Source organism: Micromonospora sp. CNB394 (genome assembly GCF_000374985.1).
Lineage (GTDB): Bacteria > Actinomycetota > Actinomycetes > Mycobacteriales > Micromonosporaceae > Micromonospora > Micromonospora marina.
The window spans coordinates 152140-168761 of the sequence record NZ_KB895828.1 but is presented as its reverse complement, the minus strand read 5'-3'; the positions used below and the strand labels follow the sequence as shown (position 1 = coordinate 168761).

The window sequence follows — 16622 nt, the reverse complement described above, 5'->3', positions numbered from 1 at the left end:
GTTAGAACGAGTGTTCGATTCGGCTCACACGGCAAGTGGCTCAGCTCCCCGGCTGGCCCGGCCTGATCCGAGCCGGTCGCGCACCCGTCGAACGCTCCGGAAGCGGTGTTTCGCGGCACCGGCTTCCGGGAGGTGCGGCACCGCGGGCCGCACCGGGTCTCGGACAGTCGCGAGTCCGGGCCCGTCAGGCAGGTCGTCGCCCGCCGCCCACGACCCCCGGGCGGCGGGCGACGGACCCGCCGGCACGCCGGCCGGGTGTGGGTGTGGGGAAGCGTCCACATCCGGCCGGCCGCCACCAAGGTGCGTCTTCCTCCGCACCGACCGCTCCGGGCGACCGGGCGACGTCCCCGTCGCGCGACCGCCCGCCCCGGCCACACGCGGAGGAGAGACCCATGCCGACCAGTCCGGCCCAGGCACCCACGGTGCCCGCGCACGTGCTGCCGCACCGCACCCCCGCCCAGTTGCTCGCGGTGGCCCGCGACGGGCTGGCCGAGGCCGCCCGCACCCGTCCCGACGGCCTCCGGTACGCCGCCGCCCACCTCGCGGCGCTGCGCGCCGCCGCCGCCGTGCTCGCCGCCCGGGCCCGCCCCGCACCCACCCGCCGGCACCGGATCACCAGCGTCTGGGTGCTGCTCGCCACCGTCGCCCCCGAGCTGGACGAGTGGGCCGCCTACTTCGCCGCCGGCGCGAGCAAGCGGGCCGCCGCCGAGGCCGGCATCCCCCGCGTGGTCACCGCCCGGGAGGCCGACGACCTGCTGCGTGCCGCCGAGGAGTTCGTGACAGTGGTGGAGACCGCACTCGGCCTGGCGCACCAGCCGGCGCTCGACGGCCTGCCCCGCCCGCTGCGGCTCGGCGCCTCCGCCGCCCCGCCCGGCCCCGGGGCAGCCGCCGCCTGATTCGTGGCGCCCGGCCACCACCGGCGGGACCCCGGGTGGCCGGGCGCCGCACCCACGGCACACGCGTGCCGCGCACGACACGATCCACGCAGCACCATCCACGGGCGAGGCCCGTGGCGAAACACGACGGGGGGTTGGTCCGATGGCGGGCCGCATGGTGGTCGGTTCCGCCGCCCTGGCCGATCTGGTCCGACCGGCGAGCGCGCCCGACCCGGCCGGCGGCCACCGGGTGCTGCCCGTCCGGGCCGAGCTGACCGGGCTGCTGCCCAGCCGCGGGCTGCGACGCGGCAGCACCGTCGCGGTCGGCGCCGGCCAGCCCCGGCGCAGCGGCGCCACCTCGCTGATCCTCGCGCTGCTCGCCGAGGCGTCCCGGGCCGGCTCGTGGTGCGCCGTGGTGGGCGTACCCACCTTCGGGGCGGGCGCGGCCGCCGAGGCGGGCATCGCCCTGGACCGGCTGGCCCTGGTGCCCGACCCCGGGCCGGAGTGGCCCACTGTGGTCGCCGCGCTCATCGACGGGGTCGACGTGGTGGTCACCGCCGTGCCGGCCACCGTCTCCGCCTCGGTCGCCACCCGGCTGGCCGCCCGAGCCCGGCAGCGCGGAAGCGTGCTCGTCCCGTACGGGCGGTGGGACGGCGCGGACGTCACACTCCAGGTGGTCCGGGGCGTCTGGCAGGGGCTCGGCCCCGGTCGCGGCCGGCTGCGCCGTCGCGAGGTGACCGTATCGGCCCGGGGCCGGGGCGCCGCCGCCCGCCCGAAGGAGATCAAGGTGTGGCTGCCCGGCGACGAGCTGACCCGGGTGATCCCCCGCTCGGCCGGGCTCGGCGCCCCGGCCGTCGCGCCGTCGCGCCGGCTGCGCGTGGTCGCCCCACCCGCCCGTACGCTCGCCGCAGCCGGTCCGGCGTGAGCGGCGCACCGCAGCGGACGCTGCTGCTCTGGTGCCCGGACTGGCCGGTCCTCGCCGCCGAGATCGTCGACGGGGTGCCCGCCACCGACCCGGTCGTGGTGCTGCACGCCAACCGGGTGATCGCCTGCTCCGAACGGGCCCGCGCCGAGGGGATCCGGCGCGGGTTGCGCCGCCGCGAGGCGCAGGGACGCTGCCCGCACCTCACGGTGGTCGACCACGACCCCGGCCGGGACGTACGCGCGTTCGAGCCGGTGGTGGCCGCCGTGGAGGAGGTGGTGGCCGGCGTCGAGGTGATCCGGCCGGGCGCCTGCGCCACGGCGGCCCGGGGGCCGAGCCGCTACCTCGGCGGCGAGGAGGCGGCGGCCGAGCGGATCGTGGAGCACGTCGCGCAGACCTGCGCGGTGGAGAGCCAGGTCGGCATCGCCGACGGGGTGTTCGCGGCCGGGCTGGCCGCCCGGGAGGGGCGGATCGTCGACCCCGGCGACACCCGCGAGTTCCTGGCCGCCCGGCCGGTCGAGGCGCTCGGCCGGCCCGCCCTGGCCGACCTGCTGCGCCGGCTCGGCGTCCGCACCCTCGGCGAGTTCGCGGCGCTGCCGGCCGGAGACGTGCTGGCCCGGTTCGGCTTCGACGGGGCGCTGGCGCACCGGCTCGCCGGCGGCCGGGACGACCGCCCGCTGGCGGTCCGGCAGCCGCCCGCCGACCTCACCGTCACCGCCGACCACGACGAGCCGATCGACCGGGTCGACGCCGCCGCGTTCGCCGCCCGCACGCTCGCCGAGCGGCTGCACGAGCGGCTGGCCGGCTACGGCCTGGCCTGCACCCGCCTCGGCATCGAGGCGGTCACCGCACACGGCCAGGAGCTGCACCGGGTCTGGCGGCACGGCGGCCTGCTCACCGCCGCGGCCATCGCCGACCGGGTCCGCTGGCAGCTCGACGGCTGGCTCTCCGGCAGCAACGGCCGGGGCGGGACGCGCCCGGCCCGGCCCACCGCCGGGATCGTCCGGTTGCGACTGGTGCCCGACGGGGTGCTCGCCCAGGCGGGCCTGCAACCCGGGCTGTGGGGGGAGACCGGTGCGGAGCGGGAGCGGGCACACCGGGCGCTGAGCCGGGTACAGGGCATCCTCGGCCCCGAGGCGGTGGTCACCGCCGTGCTCGGGGGCGGGCGTTCCCCGGCCGACCAGGTGCGCCTGGTCCCGTGGGGTGACGAGCGGGCGCCCGCGCGTCCCGGCCCGCCACCCCCGCCGCCCGCCGCTCCCGCTCCGGGTGCCGCGTCCGCCCCTGTCGTCGTACCCGCTGGGGGCGGTGCGCGGCGGCGGGCCGGGCGGGGCCGGGCGGTGGCCGAGCCGCCGTGGCCGGGCCGGATCCCGCCACCGTCACCGGCCGTCGTCCTGCCCGCCCCGCTGCCGGCCGACGTGCGCGACGCGGCCGGGGAACCGGTCGTGGTGAGCGCCCGGCTGGTGGTCAGCGCGGCACCGGCCCGGCTCGCCGTCGGCGACGGCCGCCCGGCCGAGATCACCGGCTGGGCCGGCCCGTGGCCGGTGGACGAGCGCTGGTGGGCGCCGGCCGAGGCGCGCCGCAGGGCCCGGTTCCAGGTGAGCCTGGCCGACGGCGCCGCCCTGTTGCTCGCGGTCGAGGGCGGGCAGTGGCTGGTGGAGGCGATCTATGACTGAGCGCCGGGGGAGGCGCCGGTGAGCTTCCACAACCCGAAGATGCCGTGGTCGAAGCTGGAGCAGGTGCTCTCCGGGCGGGCCAAGGACGAACGGCACCTGCACGTGGTCGACCCGCTCGCGGTCGACGCCGACGGGGGCGACTCACCGGCCTGGAGCCGCAAACGCCAGGAATACCGGCCGCCGGAACTGGCCCGCCCGGACGGCGTGGTGCCGTACGCGGAGTTGCACGCGCACTCCAACTTCAGCTTCCTCGACGGGGCCAGCCACCCGGAGGAACTGGCCGAGGAGGCGGCCCGGCTCGGGCTGACCGCGCTCGCCGTCACCGACCACGACGGCTTCTATGGCGTGGTGCGCTTCGCCGAGGCGGCCCGCGCGCTGCGGCTGCCGACGATCTTCGGCGCGGAGCTGTCCCTCGGGCTGCCCGGCCCGCAGAACGGCGAACCCGACCCGCTCGGCCGGCACCTGCTGGTGCTCGCGCACGGCCACGAGGGGTACGCGCGCCTGGCCGCCAGCATCTCCCGCGCCCAGCTGCGCGGCGGGGAGAAGGGCCGCCCGCTCTACGGCGAGCTGGAGGAGATCGCGGCGGAGCTGCGCGACCACGTGCTGGTGCTCACCGGCTGCCGCAAGGGGCACGTGCCGGCGGCGCTGCTCACCGAGGGCGTCGACGCGGCGGCCCGGGAACTGGACCGGCTCACCGCGCTGTTCGGCGCGGAGACGGTGGCGGTGGAGCTGACCGACCATGGCCACCCGGTCGACGCCGACCGCAACGACGCGCTCGCCGAGCTGGCCGCCGCGGCCGGACTGCCCACGGTGGCCACGAACAACGTGCACTACGCCACCCCGGGGCGGCGGCGGCTGGCCACCACCGTCGCCGCGGTCCGGGCCCGGCGCAGCCTCGACGAGATCGACGGCTGGCTGCCCGCCGCGGCCACCGCCCACCTGCGCAGCGGCGCGGAGATGGCGGCGCGGTTCGCCGCGTACCCGGGGGCGGTGGCGCGGGCCGCCGAGTACGGCGCGGAACTCGCCTTCGACCTTCAGCTCGTGGCGCCGAAGCTGCCGGCGTACCCGGTGCCGCCCGGGCACACCGAGATGAGCTGGCTGCGCCGGCTGACCATGGACGGCGCCCGGGAGCGCTACGGCCCGCCCGAGGCGCACCCGGAGGCGTACGCGCAGCTGGAACACGAACTGCGGATGATCGAAGACCTCGGTTTCCCCGGCTACTTCCTGGTGGTCTACGACATCGTCGCGTTCTGCCGCGCGCAGGACATCTACTGCCAGGGCCGGGGCTCGGCGGCCAACTCGGCGGTCTGCTACGCGCTGCGCATCACCAACGTGGACGCGGTCCGGCACCGGCTGCTGTTCGAGCGGTTCCTCGCCCCGGAGCGCGACGGGCCACCCGACATCGACGTGGACATCGAGTCCGACCGCCGGGAGGAGGTGATCCAGCACGTCTACGCCCGCTACGGCCGGGAGCACACCGCCCAGGTCGCCAACGTCATCTCGTACCGGCCCCGGTCGGCGGTGCGGGACGTGGCCAAGGCGTTCGGTTTCTCACCCGGCCAGCAGGACGCCTGGAGCAAGCAGATCGACAGGTGGGGCTCCGTCGCCGCGGTCGACGTGGCGGACATCCCGGAGCAGGTGGTCGCGTACGCCAACGAGCTGGCCGGCGGCTCGGGGAGGCGGGCGGGGTTCCCCCGGCACCTGGGCATCCACTCCGGCGGGATGGTGATCTGCGACCGGCCGGTGATCGAGGTGTGCCCGGTGGAGTGGGGCCGGATGCCCGGCCGCAGCGTGCTCCAGTGGGACAAGGACGACTGCGCGGCCGTCGGCCTGGTCAAGTTCGACCTGCTCGGCCTCGGCATGCTGTCGGCGCTGCACTACGGCTACGACCTGATCGGGTCCAGCCTCGACCTGGGCGACATGGACCTGGACGACCCCGAGGTCTACGACATGCTCTGCCGGGCCGACTCGGTGGGCGTGTTCCAGGTGGAGAGCCGCGCCCAGATGGCCACGCTGCCCCGGCTCAAGCCGCGCGAGTTCTACGACCTGGTGGTGGAGGTGGCGCTGATCCGGCCCGGCCCGATCCAGGGCGGCTCGGTGCACCCGTACATCAGGCGTAAGAACGGCCAGGAGCCGGTCACGTACGCGCACCCGCTGATGCGCAACGCGCTGGAGAAGACGCTCGGCGTGCCGCTGTTCCAGGAGCAGCTCATGCAGCTCGCCATCGACCTGGCCGGCTTCGACGCGGCCGGCGCCGACCAGCTGCGCCGGGCCATGGGGGCGAAGCGGTCGGTGGAGCGGATGGCGCAGATCGCCGACCGGCTCTACGCCGGGATGGCCGAGCGGGGCATCAGCGGCGAACTGGCCGACGACGTCTACCGCAAACTCACCGCGTTCGCCAGCTACGGCTTCCCGGAGAGCCACGCGATGAGCTTCGCCTACCTGGTGTACGCCAGCTCGTGGCTCAAGCGCTACCACCCCGGCCCGTTCCTGGCCGCGCTGCTCAACGCCCAGCCGATGGGCTTCTACTCGCCGCAGACGCTCGCCGACGACGCCCGCCGGCACGGCGTCGAGGTGCGCCGGCCGGACATCAACGCCAGCGGCGCCAGGGCGGTGCTGGAGTCGACCCCGCAGACCCGGTGGGGCAGCGTGCCGGGCGAGCCGCCGCACGCCTGGGGGCTGGGTGGCCCGGCGGTACGGCTCGGGCTGGGCAGCGTCCGTACCCTCGGCGACGACGTGGCCGAGCGGATCGAGGCGGAACGCGCGGCGCACGGGCCGTACCGGGACATGCCGGACCTGGCCCGCCGCGTCGGTCTCACCGCCGCGCAGCTGGAGGCGCTGGCCACCGCCGACGCGTTCGCCTGTTTCGGGCTGACCCGGCGGCAGGCCCTCTGGGCCGCCGGCGCGGCGGCCCAGGACCGGCCGGGCCGGCTGCCGGGCACGGTGACCGGCGCGGACCCGCCCACCCTGCCCGGCATGGCCGCGGTGGACCGCCTGGTCGCCGACGTCTGGGCCACCGGCCTGTCCCCGGAGAGCCACCCGGCCCGGTTCATCCGGGACCGGCTCGACGAACTGGGCGCGGTGCCGATCGCCCGGCTCGGCCGGGTGCCGCCCGGGCAGCGGATCCGGGTCGGCGGGATCGTCACCCACCGGCAGCGCCCGGCGACCGCCGGCGGCGTCACGTTCCTCAACCTGGAGGACGAGACCGGGATGCTCAATGTCACCTGCTCCCCGGGGCTGTGGCAGAGATACCGTCGGATCGCCCGCACCAGTGGAGCACTCGTGGTGCGGGGCCGGCTGCAGCGGCACGAGGGCGTCACGAACCTCACCGCGGACCGGCTGGACGCGATCGAGCCCCCCGTCACCCCGGCATCCAGGGATTTCCGTTGATGGAGTGATTCACATTACGGTTTCCGCGGGCCGGAGGCGGGAGACTCCCGACGCGGGTGGGCAGAGTGGCCCACCCGGGGTATGGGGGATGAACGATGACCTTTCACCGCACGTACGCCGCCGGCGGCGGCGTGGCAAACGTCCGCCGCACCCGCCTCGGTGCCGACTGGGCTCCCACCCACGGGGCCGAGCTGCGGGAATACCAGGTGACCGACGGCCCGGTGGCGAACAACCAGCGCTCCCGCGCCGAGGACGACCCCGCCGGCGGCGGCGAGTCCTGAACCCGGGCCGGGGGGTGACTAGGCTCGGCGCGTGGAGCAGATCCGAACCCTCACCCCCCGCACCGCCGTCATCTGGTCGGTGCTCCGGGCCGAGCTGGACCGGCGAGCCGGCGAACGACTCTCCGTGCTCGACGTCGGCGGCGGGACCGGCGGCTTCGCCGTCCCGCTCGCCGAGGCCGGTCACCGGGTCACAGTGGTCGACGCCAGCCCCGACGCGCTCGCCGCGCTGACCCGCCGGGCCGCCGAGGCCGGGGTCGCCGATCGGGTACGCGCGGCGCAGGGCGACGCCGACGCGCTCACCGGACTGGTCGAGCCGGCCACCGTGGACCTGGTGCTGTGCCACTCCGTCCTCGAGGTGGTCGACGACCCGGAGCCGGTGATGTCCGCGCTGGTCACCGCGTTGTGCCCGGGTGGCGCGGCGAGCGTGCTGGTCGCCGGCCGGGCCGCCGCCGTGTTCGGCCGGGCGATGAACGGGCAACTGGACGCCGCCGCCGCGCTCGCCGCCGACCCGCACGGGACCACCGGCGGCCGGGACACGCTGCGTCGCCGCTACGACGCCGCCGACGCGAGCACGCTGCTCGCCGCCGCCGGCCTCGTCGTGGAGGAGACCCACGGGGTACGGGTGCTCGCCGACCTGCTCCCGGCCGCGGTGGCGGACGGACAGCAGGCCGCCCTGGTGGAGCTGGAGCGCGCCCTCGCGGCCCGGTCCCCGTACCGCGATCTCGCCGCCCAGCTGCACCTGTTCGCCCGCCGTCCGGCATGACCGGCCCGGCTCCCGATCCGATTCCCGGCCGGGCTCCCGGTCCGCTGGACCGGGTGGCGCCCCGCTACGAGGGCGGTGGCCTGGCCGATGTGCTGCCGAGCGCGCTGGCGCTGCTCGGCGTACCGGGCGCGGCCGACCGGCTCGGCCTGGCCCCGCGCCTGGCCGGGGTACGCCGGATCGCGGTGCTGCTCGTCGACGGCCTCGGCTGGTACCAGATCCCCACCGCCGCCCCGTACGCCCCGACGCTCGCCGGCCTGGCCGCCACCGTCGGCCGGTCGCTCACCACCGGCTTCCCGTCCACCACCCCGACCAGCCTGGTCAGCCTCGGCACCGGCACCCCGCCCGGCGCGCACGGCGTGCTCGGCTTCACCGTCCGGGTGCCCGGCACCGACCGGGTGCTCAACCACGTCGACTGGGCCGGCGACCCGGACCCGGCGAGCTGGCAGCCGGTGCCCACCTGGTACCAGCGGGCGCGCGCCGCCGGGGTCGCGGTGACGGTGGTCAGCCGCCCCGAGTTCGCCGGCAGCGGCCTGACGCTCGCCGCCAACCGGGGCGGCGACTACCGGGGCGCGGCCGGCGTCGACGCGCTCGCCGCCCGGATGCTGGCGGCGCTCGCCGCCGGGGACGGACCCGCACTCGTCTCCGGCTACCACCCCGACCTGGACCGGCACGGGCATCTCAGCGGCGTGGACTCCGCGCCGTGGCGGGCCGCCGCCGCCGATGTGGACGCGCTGCTGGCCCGGCTCGTCGACGGGCTGCCGCCGGACGCCGCGCTGCTGGTGACCGCCGACCACGGCCAGCTCGACGTGCCCGCCGGACACCGGATCGACCTGGACGCCGACCCCCGCCTGCGGGCCGGGGTGCGGGTGGTCGCCGGTGAGCCCCGGGTCCGCTACCTGCATGCCGAGCCGGGCGCCGAGGCCGACGTGACGGCCGCCTGGACCGAGGTGCTGGGCCCGGCCGCGCACGTGCTGACCCGGGCCGAGGCGGTGGCGACCGGCTGGTTCGGGCCGGTGCCCGAGGCGCACCTGACCCGGATCGGTGACGTGGTGGTGGTCTGCCGGGACACGTACGCGGTGGTCGCCACCCGTTCCGAGCCGCCGATGGCGTCGCGGCTGGTGGCGTACCACGGTGCGGACACCGCCGCCGAGATGGCAGTCCCGCTGCTGGTGGTCCGCGGCTGACCCCGGTTCGTCAGTGCCTCTGCGCCGCCGGTTCCGGGCCTCGTCCGGTGCCGGGCCGATGATGGCGGTGCCGGGCCGATGATGGCGGTGCCGGGCCGGGTTGTCGGACCGGCGGGCTAGCCTGCTGTCATGGGCCGTAGCCAGTCGTTGCCCCGAGGCGGTGACCCGCGCTTCGGGCCGGACGCCGACGACACCGGCTGCACCATCCTGCACGTCGACATGGACGCGTTCTACGCGTCGGTGGAGGTGCGCCGCCGTCCCGAGCTGCGCGGCCGGCCGGTGGTGGTGGGCGGCGTCGGCCCGCGCGGCGTGGTCAGCTCCGCCAGCTACGAGGCCCGGCGGTACGGCGTCCGCAGCGCGATGCCCACCGCCCGCGCCCGCGCGCTGTGCCCCGGCGCGGTCTACCTCCCGCCCGACTTCAGCGCCTACACGGAGGCGTCCCGGGCCGTCATGCGGATCTTCCGGGACGTCACCCCGCTGGTCGAGCCGCTCTCCCTGGACGAGGCGTTCCTCGACGTGGCGGGTGCCCGCCGGCTGTTCGGCCGGCCCGCCGACATCGCCGCGCTGATCCGCCGCCGGGTCGCCGGGGAACAGCAGCTGACCTGTTCCGTGGGCGTGGGGCCGAGCAAGTTCGTGGCCAAGCTCGGCTCCACCCGGGCCAAACCCGACGGCCTGCTCGTGGTTCCGGCCGCCCGGGTGCTCGACTTCCTGCACCCGCTGCCGGTGTCCGCCCTGTGGGGTGTGGGGGAGCGTTCCGCGGACGCGCTGCGCCGCCTCGGCCTGCGTACCGTGCGCGACCTCGCCGAGGCGCCGACCGGCCTGCTGCGCCGGGCGGTGGGTGAGGCGTCGGCCGCCCACCTGCACGAGCTGGCCTGGGGGCGTGACCCGCGCGGGGTCACGCCCGAGCAGGTGGAGAAGTCGATCGGCGCGGAGGTCACGTTCGACACCGACGTGAGCGACCCGGACGAGATCCGGCGGTCCCTGCTCGCGCTCGCCGACAAGGCCGGCGCTCGGCTGCGGGCGGCCGGACAGATGGGCCGTACCGTGTCGCTCAAGGTCCGCTTCGCCGACTTCCGGACGATCAGCCGCTCCCGCACGCTCGCTGTGCCCACCGACACCGCCCGGGAGATGTTCGGCACGGCCTGGGCGCTGTGGGGCGCGCTCGCCCCCGGCGAGCCGGTTCGGCTGGTCGGTGTCCGGATGGAAGGTCTCGCTCCCGCGGGGGAGACTCCGCAGCAGCTCACCCTGGGCGCGCCCGAGCGAGGCTGGCGGGAGGCGGAGGTGGCGGCCGACGCGGCGGCTGCCCGATTCGGGCGATCCGTCATAGGTCCGGCCAGTCTTCTCGGCCGTCGTGATACACGACAAGTCGAAAAACCGACCCGGCCATAGGTCGTCCCGCTTTCCGACGCGCGGGGGCCCTCGTAGACTTGCGGGTAAGCAGCCGGTTGGCTGCCACGGTCTGTCGGCCCGCCCGGGCCGACCAACGTGACCGGGGAGGAGTGCCGTGCCGCTCTCGGAGCACGAGCAGCGGCTGTTCGAGCAGATCGAGCGGTCGCTTGCCGAGGACCCCAAGTTCGCCTCGGCCGTGCGCGCCAGCGACCCGCGTTTCCACGCGCGGCGTCGCGTGCTCGTCGCTGCCGGCGTGGTCGTCGCTGGTCTGGCCCTGTTGGTCTATGGCGTGGTGATTACGACTCCACTGCTGTCGGTGGCGGGTTTCGTCGTCATGCTGGCCTCGTTGGGCTACGCGGTGCAGTCGCACCGCCGATCCCAGTCGCCCGACCTGCACGTGGTCGGCGGCACAACGAGCCGGCGTCGTCCCCGTGGCCGCAGTGGTGGTGGTCGCCGGGGCTCCTTCCTCGACCGGATGGAGGACCGCTGGCGGCAGCGCCCGGAGGGTCACCGCTGACCGCGTCCCGCCCCTGACCCGGGCGGGACACCGGCGCGCCTCCGTGGCACCTCGGTGAGCGCCGCCGGGGCGACGTGCCGCCTTTCGCCGTGGCAGCGCGGGTGAGGGGGCGCGGTCGGTCGTGCCCGCGATCGATCGCACCTTCCCGCCGCTCGGCGCGCCGCCGCGATTCGTCCCCCGTCCCCACGCGTCCTCCCCGGTCCGCCTGGTCGAGCGCCTCATCGCTCACCGGCCCCGACCCTCGCGCGCGATCTTGCACTTTCGGCCCGAGTGGCGCCCCGGATGTCGTTTTCGCCCGGGCACGAACTGCAAGATCGCCGGGACGGGTGTGCCCAGCCCTCTCCGTCTTGGTACGGAAACGCCCTCTGGGGGCCATTTCGCACCAATATCTCGCGCGCACCGGGACCAGAAGCGGTGACCAAGGGGTTTGTGTCTCCAGCGGGGCCGGAAACGGACACAAACTCCTTGATCACCGCTGAGGGGCGGGCGGGGGTCAGCGGGCCAGGAGGCGGCGAGGGCTCCAGCGGGTCAGACGCTGACGGACCTGGCCGGTCGTGGTCACCACCCTTGCCGACCGCTCGGCCAGGCCGGTGCGCCAACGCTGCAACACCGACGGGGGCAGCAGCGCGGCCACCAGCCGGGTACGGCGGTCCGCGCCCGCCGCCAGCGCGCCCCGGACCGTGCGCAGCGCCGGCTGCAGCTCTGCGTCGGTCAGCGGGTCACGGGCGTAGCGGGCTCGTTCCTCGGCGCGGCCGAGCAGGCGTACCCCGGTCGCGGCGTCCCCCCGCTCGCCGAGCGCCTCCCGGGCCAGCCGCTCGGCGGTGGCCCGTGGGGTCTCCGTGCGGTCCACCCGGACGTGGAAGTCGACGAGAGTGTCGAGCAGTTCGTCCCAGGCGGCGTGCGCGTCGGCGCGGGCCGCCTCGGCGTCCACGCCGACCACCACCTGCCGTGCCTCGCCGCGCTGATTCGGCACCGGCAGTGCGGTGGCCGCGGGCGTGACCGCCCGGACCCGCCGGCGGCGGCGCAGGGCGGAGCGGCGCAGGGCCGGTACGGCGAGCAGCGCCAGCAGCGCCAGCGCACCGGCCAGCCACCACGGCCAGACCGGGCTCCTTTCGGCGGGGCCGCCCTGGTCCAGGGTCAGGCCCTGGTCGGTGTCCTTGTCGAGCCGGTCCGCCTCGTTCGGCCCGGCCGACGGGCCGGCCGCGTCAGGAGCACTGGTGCTGCCGGCCGAGGGGGTGACCTCCTCTGGGGCGTCGATGTCCGGCGCCCAGGCCGAGCGGACCGACCCCGTCACGGCCGCCGCCGGGGTGGCGTCGAACGGCACCCAGCCGATCCCGCTGAAGTTGACCTCGGTCCAGGCGTGCAGGTTGCGGTTGGTCAGCACGTACGTGCCGCCGTCGGCCTTGCTGCCGTTGGTGAACCCGACGGCGACCCGGGCCGGGATGCCGGCGGCCCGGACCAGCCAGGCCATCGCCGCGGCGTACTGCTGGCAGTAGCCGACCTTGGTGGCGAGGAAGTCGGTGATGTCCTCCCCGCTGCTGCCGTTGCGGGTGGACAGCGCGTAGGTGAAGCCGTTCTCCACGGAGAAGTAGTCGTAGATGGCCCGGACCTTGTCGTAGTCGTTCGACTTGCCCTCGACCAGCTGCGCGACCAGTTCCTCGACGGCCGGGACGGACGGCCGCTCGGTCTGCTGCCGCATCACCAGGCTGTCGGAGGGCAGCGACGGGGCCGCGCGCAGCGCCGCCGGGCTGAAGGTGGACCGGACGTAGTCGAACGAGTAGGTCTTGCCGAGGGCGTTCTCGCGATTGGAGAAAACGACCTGCTGGTTCGTGTCGTACAGCCAGTTGCCGTTGAGGTCGTCGGTCTTGACCGGCTCGGCGTAGACCGGCAGCAACGGCATGTTCAGGTTCTTCGTCACCTCGACGGAGGCGCGGTAGCGCCGCTGGTCGACGCCGCGCGGGGCGCGTTCCCCGGGATCGGGCAGCGGGCGGGTGACCGGCCGCCCGGTGGGCACACGTGCCTGGAAGCCACTGGGTCGCAGGTCGTCGACCACGCCCAGGCGCAGGTAGAACGGGGCCGTCTCGTTGGTGCTGACCTTGACCAGATCGATCTCCTCGCTCTGGTTGAGCTGGCCGCTGAGCGCCGCGAACAGGTCCACCCGGCCCGAGCTGCCGCCCTGGCCCGGCCGCCCGCTGCCGTCGCCGGGCCCGGCACCGAGGTTGTTCAGCAGCCCGCCGGTCATCCCGGGCACCGCGAGCGGCAGCGCCACCGCCACGATCACGCCGACCACTGCGAGCCGCCGTCCGGCCGCTGCCAGCGGGGACGCCTCCCAGACGTCCACGTCGCGCCCCTCGCCGGTGAACCGGCGGCCGAACCGGCGTACCCGGTCGACATTGTCGGTGACCAGCAGCCAGAGGTAACCGGCGGCGCCCACCACGAACGGGGTGGCGGGGACGCTGTCCACGTACACCGCGACCGGGACCGAGTAGATGGCGAGCATCGGCAGGCCGGCCAGCGCCGGCCGGCGCAGCCCGACCGCGAGCACGTCCACCACCACAGCGACCGCGCCGATGCCGAGCACCGCGAGGAACAGCAGCGAGTCGACGTCCGGCACCTGCACGCCGTACGAGCGCATGTCCTGCAACGACGCCTGGAGCAGGTCACCGAAGTGGCCGAACGTGGCCGGGGTCGGCACGAACGCGAGCAGTTCGGTGCCGCCGGGGAAGACCCAGGTCAGGCCCAGGGTCAGCCCGGCCAGCATGGCCAGCACCTGCCCCCACAACGGTAGCCGGCCCAGCCGGCTCAACGCGGCCGAACCGGCCACCACGGCGACCACGACGGCGGCCTGGACCAGCCAGGTCCAGCGTTCGAAGATCGCCGACAGCGGTGCCGCCGCCAGCAGCGTCGCCGCCGCGGCGACGAATCCGATGTTGCGGTGCGGGGTCACAGGACCATCCCTCCGGTCATCGTCGTCCGCCGGCCACCGTCTCGGCCATGGCCGCGCGCAGCGCGAAGCCCTGCGAGCCCCGCCCGGCCTGCGGCCACAGCACCGGCAGGCTGGTGCCGTGCTCCACCCCGATGACCCGCCAGCCGCTCTGCAGCAGCGCGAGCGCGGCGGCGCCGTGTGCCCGCTCCGCCTCGGTCCGGGCGTTCGCCGGCAGGTTGAGCCAGGTGTTGCTGTCGAGCAGGAACGCCACGCAGGTGGCGCCGTTGCCGCGCAAACCGGCCAGCAGCTCCGCCTCGGCGGTGCCGAGCGTGCCGAACAGCGCGATGATCAGGCCACCGTCGGCCCGCTGCCGGACCTGCTGCACGAGCGTGGTGATCTCGCCGCGCCGGTCGAGGTGCACGTCGGCGAGGTGGTCGAGCAGCAGCCCCTCGCCGCCGGCCTCGGTGGCCCCGACGTCGGCGCCGTTGCCGGTGACCAGACGCAGCTTGTAGCCGGCCTGGCGCAGGTGCACGGCGATGCTGGCGGCGGCCGAGACCGCCCACTCGAAGCTCGCCGCCGGGCCCTCGCCGCGGTGCCCGGCGGCGCGGGTGTCGAGCAGCACCGTCGCCCGGCTCTCCCACGGCTGCTCCTCGCGGCGCACCATCAGCTCACCGGTGCGGGCGGTGGACTTCCAGTGCACCCGGCGCAGGTCGTCGCCCATCCGGTACTCGCGGGTGGCGGCGTCGTCCTCGCCGTGCACCGCCACCGAGCGGGCCCGGCTGTCGCCGCTGCCGGCGTACTCGCCCGGTAGCCGGACCGAGGGCAGCGGGGTGACCTGCGGGATCACGGTGAGATGGTCGGTGCTGGGGAACGACCGGGTCAGCTCGCACAGGCCGAACGGGTCGGTCAGCCGGATCACCAGCGGCCCCACCTCGTAGCGGCCGCGCACGTCCGCCCGGACCGTGTACGCCACCGAGCTGGCCTGGTGCGCGCCGAGCCGTTCCAGCACCACCCGGGGCCGGCTGCCCAGCGCGTACGGCAGGCGGTCCTCCAGCAGTAGCGTGCCGGTGGGCAGCCGGGACAGGTTCTGCAACCGGAGCACCACCCGGGAGCTGGCGCCGACCGGCACCCGGTGCGGTTCCAGCGACCGGTTGCAGGCCAGCTTGTACCGGCTGCGTCCGACGTACGCGGCGGCCAGCAGCGGCAGCACGGCGAGCAGGACCGCCACCCGGAGCAGGTCCTTCTCGCCGAGGATGCCGGCGGAGATCGCCGCGGCCACCGCGGCCGCCAGGAAGGAGCGGCCGCGGGTGGTCAGCCCACGCAGGCCGTCACGCACGTCACGGCCTCCGCGGCTCGTACGGCCCGCGGCCGTTGTTGCCGCCGCCGGGCCGGGTGTCGTACGGCGACCGCTGCCGGTCGTGCGGTAGCGGCAGGCGGTGCACCAGCTCGGAGACGATCGCGTCGGTGGTGCGCCGGGCCAGCTGGGCGTCGGCGGTCGGGATGATCCGGTGCGCCAGCACCGGCACCGCGAGCACCTGGAGGTCGTCCGGCAGGACGTAGTCGCGGCCCTCCAGGGCGGCCACCGCGCGGGCGGTGCGCAGCAGCTGGAGCGTGGCCCGGGGGGACGCGCCGAGCCGCAGGTCGGGGGCCTCCCGGGTGGCGGTGACCAGGTCGATCGCGTACTGCTTGACGGCGTCGGCGACGTGCACCTGCCGGACGTGACCGATCAGCCGGCGGACGGTGGCGGCGTCGGAGACCGGCCGCAGCCCCGGCAGCGGGTCGGTGGCGCCGTGCCCGTCGAGCATGGCCAGCTCGGCGCGCGGGTCGGGGTAGCCCATGGCGATGCGGGCGGTGAACCGGTCCCGCTGCGCCTCGGGCAGCGGGTAGGTGCCCTCCATCTCGATCGGGTTCTGCGTCGCGATCACCATGAACGGCGTCTGCAACTGGTAGGTGACCCCGTCGACGGTGACCTGCCGCTCCTCCATGCACTCCAGCAGCGCCGACTGGGTCTTCGGCGAGGCCCGGTTGATCTCGTCGCCGACCACCAGGTTGGCGAAGACCGCACCGGGGCGGAACTCGAAGTCATGGGTCTCCTGGTTGTAGACGCTGACGCCGGTGACGTCGCTGGGAAGCAGGTCGGGGGTGAACTGGATCCGCCGGACCGAGCAGTCGATGGACCGGGCCATCGCCTTGGCGAGCTTGGTCTTGCCGACGCCGGGCACGTCCTCGATGAGCAGGTGACCCTCGGCCAGCAGCACCGCCAGGGCGAGCCGGACGGTGGCGGTCTTGCCCTCGATGACCTGCTCGATGTTGGCCACGATGGCCTCGCTGGCGGCGCGGAACTCGTCGTGCGGCAGCAGACCGCCCACCTCGTCCCAGGTCTGTTGTGTCACGGGCCTCCTCCTCGTCGCCTGGACGGCAGCTCTTCGTAGAGCACCTGGACCCGCCGTTGGGTTCGCGACGCCGAGCCTCGTCTGCCGCAGTAATCTCACTGGCCTCTCAGGCTAACCATGTTTGTCGTTACTGCCGACTCCCGCAGGTGGTCGGTCGGTTACGCCCGGAATATTCGCCGGACCGGGGGACCGGCCGCCGGGGGCGGAACGGGCGCGCCCCCGCCGAGGGGTGCGAGGTACACTGCCTGCGTGGCCGGGTTCTTCCTGCTTCTTACCGAGCCGTGCTGATGCGCTGAACGCGCGACAGCA

At 75.5% G+C, this 16622-nt stretch carries 12 protein-coding genes; 9 read left to right on the top strand and 3 right to left on the bottom strand.

All coding sequences use genetic code 11. The features are described from left to right. Window positions 1-392 precede the first annotated feature (392 nt). From C569_RS0108040 to C569_RS0108000, 9 genes are all read left to right on the top strand, one after another. Complete coding sequence (locus tag C569_RS0108040; RefSeq protein ID WP_018785282.1) at window positions 393-896, top strand: SAV_6107 family HEPN domain-containing protein; 504 nt, start codon at window positions 393-395, stop codon at window positions 894-896. Between the two features lie 142 nt (window positions 897-1038). Beyond that, window positions 1039-1800 carry a hypothetical protein gene (locus tag C569_RS0108035; RefSeq protein WP_018785281.1) on the top strand — a complete coding sequence of 254 codons (762 nt, stop codon included), beginning with the start codon at window positions 1039-1041 and terminating at the stop codon, window positions 1798-1800. Beyond that, complete coding sequence (locus C569_RS0108030) at window positions 1797-3470, top strand: DNA polymerase Y family protein (protein ID WP_018785280.1); 1674 nt, start codon at window positions 1797-1799, stop codon at window positions 3468-3470. Before C569_RS0108035 ends, C569_RS0108030 begins: the two co-directional genes overlap by 4 nt. Before the next feature lie 18 nt (window positions 3471-3488). Next, window positions 3489-6860 (top strand): error-prone DNA polymerase, encoded by a 3372-nt coding sequence (locus tag C569_RS0108025; RefSeq protein WP_018785279.1) that lies wholly within the window; start codon window positions 3489-3491, stop codon window positions 6858-6860. Window positions 6861-6955: 95 nt separating this feature from the next. After that, the gene (locus C569_RS0108020; protein ID WP_018785278.1) at window positions 6956-7141 is read left to right on the top strand and encodes a hypothetical protein; all 186 of its coding nucleotides are present in this window, start codon (window positions 6956-6958) and stop codon (window positions 7139-7141) included. A gap of 31 nt (window positions 7142-7172) precedes the next feature. After that, window positions 7173-7904, top strand: coding sequence for a methyltransferase (locus C569_RS0108015; RefSeq protein WP_018785277.1), 732 nt, complete (start codon window positions 7173-7175; stop codon window positions 7902-7904). Continuing rightward, the gene (locus C569_RS0108010) at window positions 7901-9088 is read left to right on the top strand and encodes an alkaline phosphatase family protein (protein WP_018785276.1); all 1188 of its coding nucleotides are present in this window, start codon (window positions 7901-7903) and stop codon (window positions 9086-9088) included. The genes C569_RS0108015 and C569_RS0108010 overlap by 4 nt, the downstream gene beginning before the upstream one ends. 129 nt (window positions 9089-9217) lie before the next feature. After that, window positions 9218-10477, top strand: a complete 1260-nt coding sequence (locus C569_RS0108005) for a DNA polymerase IV (RefSeq protein ID WP_018785275.1) — start codon at window positions 9218-9220, stop codon at window positions 10475-10477. Window positions 10478-10592: 115 nt separating this feature from the next. Then, a complete protein-coding gene (locus C569_RS0108000) occupies window positions 10593-10994 on the top strand; it encodes a DUF3040 domain-containing protein (protein WP_018785274.1) in 402 nt (133 codons plus the stop codon). A 493-nt stretch (window positions 10995-11487) separates the two neighbouring features. On the opposite strand, the gene C569_RS0107995 is transcribed toward C569_RS0108000, so the two are convergent. The 3 genes from C569_RS0107995 to C569_RS0107985 are packed head-to-tail and all read right to left on the bottom strand — an operon-like array spanning window position 11488 to window position 16313. Continuing rightward, on the bottom strand, window positions 11488-13941 hold the full coding sequence (locus tag C569_RS0107995) for a DUF3488 and transglutaminase-like domain-containing protein (protein ID WP_018785273.1): 2454 nt from the start codon (window positions 13939-13941) through the stop codon (window positions 11488-11490). A gap of 16 nt (window positions 13942-13957) precedes the next feature. Next, a complete protein-coding gene (locus tag C569_RS0107990; RefSeq protein WP_018785272.1) occupies window positions 13958-15256 on the bottom strand; it encodes a DUF58 domain-containing protein in 1299 nt (432 codons plus the stop codon). A 1-nt stretch (window position 15257) separates the two neighbouring features. Further along, complete coding sequence (locus tag C569_RS0107985) at window positions 15258-16313, bottom strand: MoxR family ATPase (protein WP_013287615.1); 1056 nt, start codon at window positions 16311-16313, stop codon at window positions 15258-15260. Window positions 16314-16622: the final 309 nt, after the last annotated feature.